Origin of the sequence: Kitasatospora sp. NPDC001539 (assembly GCF_040298565.1) — a bacterium.
In the GTDB taxonomy this organism is placed as follows: domain Bacteria; phylum Actinomycetota; class Actinomycetes; order Streptomycetales; family Streptomycetaceae; genus Kitasatospora.
Genome location: NZ_JBEPAK010000325.1, coordinates 1 through 6450, shown reverse-complemented (window position 1 = coordinate 6450; position 6450 = coordinate 1). Strand labels below are relative to the sequence as shown.

The 6450-nt window shown below is 72.5% G+C and carries 7 protein-coding genes; 1 reads left to right on the top strand and 6 read right to left on the bottom strand.

Annotated elements, in window-relative coordinates:
* Positions 1-132: 132 nt before the first annotated feature.
* The 5 genes from ABT247_RS30610 to ABT247_RS30590 form a co-directional block, all read right to left on the bottom strand.
* Positions 133-1527 (bottom strand): ABC transporter substrate-binding protein, encoded by a 1395-nt coding sequence (locus ABT247_RS30610; RefSeq protein WP_350749060.1) that lies wholly within the window; start codon positions 1525-1527, stop codon positions 133-135.
* Between the two features lie 159 nt (positions 1528-1686).
* The gene (locus tag ABT247_RS30605; protein ID WP_350749057.1) at positions 1687-2625 is read right to left on the bottom strand and encodes a carbohydrate ABC transporter permease; all 939 of its coding nucleotides are present in this window, start codon (positions 2623-2625) and stop codon (positions 1687-1689) included.
* Entirely contained in the window at positions 2622-3560 is a 939-nt protein-coding gene (locus tag ABT247_RS30600; RefSeq protein ID WP_350749054.1) for a carbohydrate ABC transporter permease, read from the bottom strand. Before ABT247_RS30600 ends, ABT247_RS30605 begins: the two co-directional genes overlap by 4 nt.
* 240 nt (positions 3561-3800) lie before the next feature.
* Positions 3801-4562 (bottom strand): SDR family NAD(P)-dependent oxidoreductase, encoded by a 762-nt coding sequence (locus ABT247_RS30595; RefSeq protein WP_350749052.1) that lies wholly within the window; start codon positions 4560-4562, stop codon positions 3801-3803.
* Between the two features lie 248 nt (positions 4563-4810).
* Entirely contained in the window at positions 4811-5389 is a 579-nt protein-coding gene (locus ABT247_RS30590; RefSeq protein WP_350749049.1) for a TetR/AcrR family transcriptional regulator, read from the bottom strand.
* Positions 5390-5540: 151 nt separating this feature from the next.
* On the opposite strand from ABT247_RS30590, the gene ABT247_RS30585 reads away from it, so the two are divergent.
* Positions 5541-6017: a DoxX family protein gene (locus tag ABT247_RS30585; RefSeq protein WP_350749048.1), complete on the top strand. Its 477-nt coding sequence runs from the start codon at positions 5541-5543 to the stop codon at positions 6015-6017.
* Between the two features lie 3 nt (positions 6018-6020).
* Here the strand turns inward: ABT247_RS30585 and ABT247_RS30580 are convergent, their stop codons facing one another.
* Positions 6021-6317: an MTH1187 family thiamine-binding protein gene (locus ABT247_RS30580; RefSeq protein ID WP_350749046.1), complete on the bottom strand. Its 297-nt coding sequence runs from the start codon at positions 6315-6317 to the stop codon at positions 6021-6023.
* Positions 6318-6450 lie beyond the last annotated feature (133 nt).

Sequence of the window (6450 nt, the reverse complement as noted above, 5' to 3'; positions counted from 1 at the left end):
TCTCCGTGGACGTGCTGGCGGCGGCATGCTTCCTGCCGGAGGTCGGCCAGGAGCTCTCCGATGGTGGCGCGCGGCCCCGGGAAGGGGTAAGCGTCCGGGGGGGGGGCGCCCGCTTCTGCCCGGTCGAACCGGTCAGCCGACCGAGCTGTTGTAGCTCTCGATGGCGGGCTGGAGCTCCTTGGCCGCGTCCGCGAGCGCCTGCTGGGCGGTCTTGCTGCCGGCGATGGTCTGCTCGATGGCGGTCTCCACGCCCTTGCGGGCCTGCGGCATCACGCCGAGCAGGCAGCCCGCGGTGGCCGGGGTGGGCTTGGTCGCCTTCAACTGGTCGATCGCGGTCCGGAACTGCGGGTACGCGGCCACCCACTCCTTGTCCTTCGGGTCGTCCAGGGACTTCCGGTTGACCGGGAAGTAGCCGGTGCCGGTGTGCCAGGCGGCCTGCTGCTCGGGGGCGGTGAGGAACTTCTCGAACTCCCAGGCGGCGCGCTTCTCGGCGTCCGAGTGGCCGGGGCCGCTGATCCACAGCGAGGCGCCGCCGATCACCGGGCCGCCCTGGTCGGCGGCGGTGACCTTGGGGAACGCCGCGGTGCCGACGCCGAACTTCGCGGCCTCGGTGTAGCCGCGCAGCACGCCGGTGGACTCCAGGTGCATGGCGACCGTGCCGGCCTTGAAGGCGGCCTGGGCGTCGTCGGTGACCCGGCCGGTGTTGGCCGCGTACCCGCCCTTGACGAGGTCGGCCCACCACTGGACGATCTGCGCGCCCTGGGCGGAGTCGAACACGACCTTGCCGGCCTTGCCGCCCCGGCCGTTGTCGTTGTCGCAGTACATCGTGCCGGACTCGGCGAGCAGCTGCTCGACGAACCAGCCGTAGATCGCGGCGCCGAAGCCGTAGCGGACGGTCTTGCCGTCGGCGTCCTTCTTGGTCAGCTTCTTGGCCGCCTCGGCCAGTTCGGCGAGGTCCCGGGGCGGCTGCGCCGGGTCGAGACCGGCCTCCTTGAAGGCGTCGGTGTTCAGGTACAGCAGCGGCATCGAGGAGTTGAACGGCATCGAGACCAGCTTGCCGCCGACCGAGTAGTAGTTGCGGATGTTGGGGTCCAGGTCGTCCAGCGCGTAGCCGTCCTTGTCCGCGAAGGCCTGGGCGGGGACGGTCTGCCTGGAGTCGATCATGAAGCGGGTGCCGATGTCGTAGACCTGCACCAGGGCGGGAGTGCCCTTCTGCTGCACCGCGGCCTTGTACTTGGCGACCAGCTCGTCGTACTTGCCCTGGAACTGGGCCTTGACCTCGATCTTGCCCTGGTGGGCCGCGTTGAACCGGCTGACCAGCCCGTTCAGCACGTCGGCGTTCTTGCCGGTCATCGAGTGCCAGAACTCGACGGTGGTGACGCCCTGGGCCTGGTCGAGCGCCTGGGCGCCCGGGGCGGCGGCGTCGGAGGACCCGCCCGGGCCGGACCCGGAGCCGGAGGAGCTGCAGGCGGTCAGGGACAGGCCGGCCACCAGCAGGGCCGCGAGCGCGCGGGCACTCTTGTTCACGAGGGTTCTCTCTTTCCGGTAGCGGGACGGACGGTCCAGCGGAGGACGACTCGGGGGGCGGGTCAACGGCGCCCGGGGGATCAACGGCGCGGCCGGTCAGCTGCGGGGCGGGTCAACGGCGCCGCGGATCAACGGCGCGTCGGGTCAACGGCGGGCGGGTCAACGGACGGCACCCGCGGTGAGGCCGCGGACGATGAAGCGCTGGCCGAACACCACCAGGGCGAGGGTGGGCAGCAGGGAGAGCACGACCCCGGCCAGGATCAGGCCCGGGTCGGCCATCTCGGAGTCCCGCAGCGAGGTGAGGCCGATCTGCAGGGTCTGCATGTCCGCCGTGCGGGTGATGATGAGCGGCCAGAAGTACTGGTTCCAGGCGGACAGGAAGACGTAGACCGACAGCGCGGCCAGCGCCGGCTTGTTCAGCGGCACGACGATCCGCCACAGGAAGCGCCAGTGCCCGGCACCGTCGATCCGGGCGGCGTCGCGCAGTTCGCCGGGCAGCTGGCGGAAGGACTGGCGCAGCATGAAGGTGCCGAACCCGGAGGCGAGGAAGGGCAGCACCAGGCCGAAGTAGGTGTTGCCGAGGCCCCAGTCCGACAGCGTCAGGTAGTTGGGGATGATGATGGCCTCCCACGGGACCATCAGCGTCGCCAGGAACACCCCGAACACCGCGGCCCGCGCCTTCAGCGGCAGGAAGACGAAGGCGTACGCGGCCAGGATCGAGGTGACCAGCTGGGCGAGCGTGATGGCGGTGGCCGTGATCGCCGAGTTGGCGTACTGCCGGACCAGCGGGATGGTGTCCACGGCGCCGGAGAAGTTCCGGCCGGTGATCGAGTGCGGCACCAACGCGGGCGGGTAGGACGAGAGTTCGGCCGGATCCATGAAGGCGCCGACGACCGCGTAGTAGACCGGGAAGGCCACGGTGACGACGGCGGCGGCGAGCAGCAGGTAGACGGCGGCGCGGCCGAGCAGGTCGCGCGGGGAGCGGCCGGCGGTCAGGCGGGCGCCCGCGCGGGGGCGGGGACGGGCCGCGTCGGCGCCGGGCTCCTCGCCGGGCTCGGTGCCGGGCTCGCTGCCGGGCGAGGTGGCGATGGTGGTCATGCGTAGTGCACCTTCCGCTCCAGGACGCCGAACTGGACGGCCGTGCAGGCGAGGACGACCACGAGCAGCACCACGGCCTGGGCGCTGGCCGTGCCGAAGTCGCTGGAGTTGTAGGCGAAGGCCTTCTCGTAGACGGAGTAGACGAGGGTCCGGGTGGAGCCGTCCGGGCCGCCCTTGGTGAGGATGTGGATCTGGCCGAAACTCTGCAGTGCGTGGACGGTGGAGACCACGGTCAGGAAGAAGAGGTTCGGGCCGAGCATCGGAACGGTGATCGACCGGGCCAGCCGCAGTCCGGAGGCGCCGTCGATGCGGGCGGCCTCGACGACCTCGCCCGGGATCGAGCCGATCCCGGCGGAGAGCACCAGCACGTTGTAGCCGAGGTTCATCCAGACCGTGGTGACGGCCACCGAGACCAGCGCGTAGCGGGAGTCGGTGAGCCAGCCGACGGGGCCGAGCCCGAGGTGCGAGAGCAGGCCGTTGAGCACGCCGCTGGCGGGGTTGAAGAACACCGCGAAGACCACCGAGGCGCTGGCCACCGAGAAGGCGAAGGGCAGCGCGAAGGCGGAGCGGAGCAGCCGTACGCCGCGGATCCGGGTCTCCATCAGCAGCACCAGCACGAGCGCCCCGAGCACTCCGGGCACCACGGTGAGCAGCGTGAACAGCGCCGTGGTGACCAGCGTCCGGCCGAAGTCGGCCGAGCCGAGGAGGTCGGTGTAGTGCCTGAGCCCGACGTAGCGGGAGGGCGCGCCGAAGAGGTCGTTGGCGTGCCCGCTCAGGTAGACGGTGCGGCCCAGGGGGTAGCCGATGAAGAGGGCGAACACCACCAGGGAGGGCAGGAGGAAGGCCCAGGCGAGCCCGTGCTCGCTCCAGCGCCCTCCCTGGTGCGGTCGTCGGCGCCGTCCCGGCGGGGGCGCGGTGCGGGGTGCGGTCGGCATGGGGTGCGCGTCCGCCTTTCGTGTGTCGGTTCCGGCCGAAACGGTGTCCTGCCCGAACGACGGCGCGGGAACCCCGTGGTGATCGGCGGGTGTCCGCGGACTTACGCGTTCGCGTCAGATTCGGCCGGTCCCGCTCGGGGGACGTGTCCGACGACCGCGGGTGCACGGCGGCACCGGACGGCGGGGCGTGAGGTGGCCCCAACGGCCCCTCTGGCCGGGGCCGTTGGGGCCATGCCCGACTCAGGCGGTGATCCCGCCGTCGAGGACCAGGTCGGCGCCGACGGTGAAACCGGCCTCCGGCGAGGCGAGGTACAGCACGGCGGCGGCGACCTCCGCCACCGCGCCGGCCCGCCCGAGCGGGACCTCGGCCTTCATCCTCGCGGTCTTGGCCTCGGCGTCCTCGCCGGGCCGGCTGGACATCCGGGTGTCCACCGGGCCGGGGCTGACGGTGTTGATCCGCACGCCCTCGCCGATGTGGTCGCGGGCGGCGGCGCGGGTGAGCGCGGTGACGGCGGCCTTGCTGGCGGCGTAGGCGGCGGCACCCTCGATCCGCTTGTGGAAACCGAGGCTGGAGGAGACGTTGACGATCGCGCCCCCGCCGTGCGCCCGCATGTGGCCGATCTGGTGCTTCATCGCGAGCAGGGTGCCGGTGACGTTGACCTCGAACACCCGCCGGAAGTCCGTCTCGTCGATCTCGGCGACCGGGCCGAGCGCGCCGAGGACTCCGGCGTTGTTGACGGCGACGTCGAGGCCGCCGAACAGCTCGACGGTCTCCCGGACCAGGCGGGCCGCGTCCTGACCGTCCGTCACGTCGCCGGTCAGTGCGACCGCCTTGCCGCCGGCCCGCTCGATCAGCTCGACGGTCTCGGCCAGCGGTCCCGCGCTGCGCCCGGCGACCGCGACCCGGGCGCCCTCCTGGGCGAAGGCGAGGGCGATGCCCCGCCCGATACCGCTGCCGCCGCCGGTGACCAGGACGGACTTGTCGGCGAAACGCGTGGTCATGGTGTGAACTCCTCGGTTCGAGTGCTGTGTTCCGGTGGCGCGAGGGTGGTTCGGGGCAGGGCGGCGACCGCGAGCGCGGTGCACAGCGCGAAGCCGGACCGCCCGCCGTGGGGACGGCCACGGAAGCCCCCTTCCCTTCCGACGATCTATAAAGACCGTTCGGTTCAGAATTGGGGCAGCAAAGGACCGATCGACCCGACGGTGCCGCACGGCGGCGCCGGGGGCCCGCCCGCCGGACCGGCCGGGCGTCAGTCCAGCAGGGCCAGCGCCTGTTCGGCGGCGTCCCGCGCCCGCGTCCCGCTGTCGGCGGCCTTGCCGACCACCCGGATCCCCTGCAGCAGCACGACCAGCATCCGGGCCAGCGCCCGCGGCTCCCGGTCGGCGGGCAGTTCGCCCTGGGCGCGGGCCCGCAGCAGGGCCCCGGTCAGCGCGGTCTCCAGGCGGTCGAGGCTGGCCTCGACCCTGCGCGCGGCCGCCGGATCGTGCGGGGCGAGCTCCACCGCCGTGTTGGTGATGAAACAGCCCCGCTTGCGGTCCTCCTCCCCCGCCGCCGCGTACTCGCGGACGAGGGCACGGACGGCCGGCAGCACCGGACCGGGCTGGGACAGGTCGTTCAGCCGGGCCGGGTCCTGCTGCTCGCCGTAGCGTTCCAGCGCCCGCAGGTACAGCTCGCGCTTGCTGCCGAAGGTGGCGTAGATGCTGGCCCGGGCGATGCCGAGCCCCTCGACCAGGTCGGCCATCGAGGTGGCCTCGTAGCCGCGCCGCCAGAACAGCTCCAGGGCCGCCTGCAGCGCCGCGTCCGGGTCGAATTCCTTCGTTCGCGCCATGACGGGAACGCTAGCCGTCATGAGACCGAACGGTCAAGAAAGGTGGCTGGCCACTTGTTGACAGATGCCTGACGGAGCGTTGTCCAGCCGCCCGGGGGAACCCTAGCCTTACCGGCCCTTGCCCCTCCTCCCCCACAAGAGGCGTTGCCGCATGTCCGCACCGTTCCCCGCGACACCCCGTCAGGCGGCCGAGGCCGCCCGTCCCTACGTCCTGGCGGCCTTCCGGGCCGTCGTCGGCCTGCTCTTCACCTGCCACGGCGCCGCCTCACTCTTCGGCGTGTTCGGCGGCGCCAAGGGCGGCGGCACCATCCCGCTCGGCGAGTGGCCCGGCTGGTGGGCCGCGCTGATCCAGCTGGTCGGCGGCGCCCTGGTGCTGCTCGGCGCCGGCACCAGGTCGGCCGCCCTGCTCTGCTCCGGCTCGATGGCGTACGCCTACTTCACCGTCCACCAGGAGCACGCGCTGCTGCCGCTGCAGAACGGGGGCGAACCGTCCGTCCTGTTCTGCTGGGCCTTCCTGGCCATCGCCGTGCTGGGCTCCGGCCCGTACGCCCTGGACCGGCTCCTCACCGCCCGCACGCCGCGGGCCCGGGCGGCCGAACCGGTCGCCCAGCCGACCTCCCGGGGCTGAGGGTCAGCCCTCGGCCAGATGGCGTTCGACCGAGGCGACCTTGGCGGTGAGGCCGTCGGTGACCCCGGCCCGGTCGTCGATCTTGATGACCGTGCTCACCCGGCCGCTGTAGGCCTTCACCGCCTCGATCGCCTCCCGGATCACCGGCATCACCTCGTCCCACTCCCCCTCGACGCTGGTGAACATGGCGTCCGTCCGGTTGGGCAGTCCGCTCGCGCGGACCACCCGGACGGCGGCGGCCACCGCCTCCCCCACGTCCTCGCCGATCCCCAGCGGGGTCACCGAAAAGGCTGCGATCACGGCTCTGCACTCCTCGTGTCGACGGCACTGTCGCCGGTCCGGGGCCCGCCCGGCCGACCCCACACGGCCGCCGACGCCCCGACCCGCGCCCGATCTCCCCAACGTCCTGCCCCACCACGTCTGTTGGAGGACC

Excerpts from the sequence above, each read along its gene's own strand:
- ABT247_RS30605 (WP_350749057.1), bottom strand. The coding sequence starts at position 2,625 with ATGACCACCATCGCCACCTCGCCCGGCAGCGAGCCCGGCACCGAGCCC.
- ABT247_RS30600 (WP_350749054.1), bottom strand. The coding sequence starts at position 3,560 with ATGCCGACCGCACCCCGCACCGCGCCCCCGCCGGGACGGCGCCGACGA.
- ABT247_RS30595 (WP_350749052.1), bottom strand. The coding sequence starts at position 4,562 with ATGACCACGCGTTTCGCCGACAAGTCCGTCCTGGTCACCGGCGGCGGC.
- ABT247_RS30590 (WP_350749049.1), bottom strand. The coding sequence starts at position 5,389 with ATGGCGCGAACGAAGGAATTCGACCCGGACGCGGCGCTGCAGGCGGCC.
- ABT247_RS30585 (WP_350749048.1), top strand. The coding sequence starts at position 5,541 with ATGTCCGCACCGTTCCCCGCGACACCCCGTCAGGCGGCCGAGGCCGCC.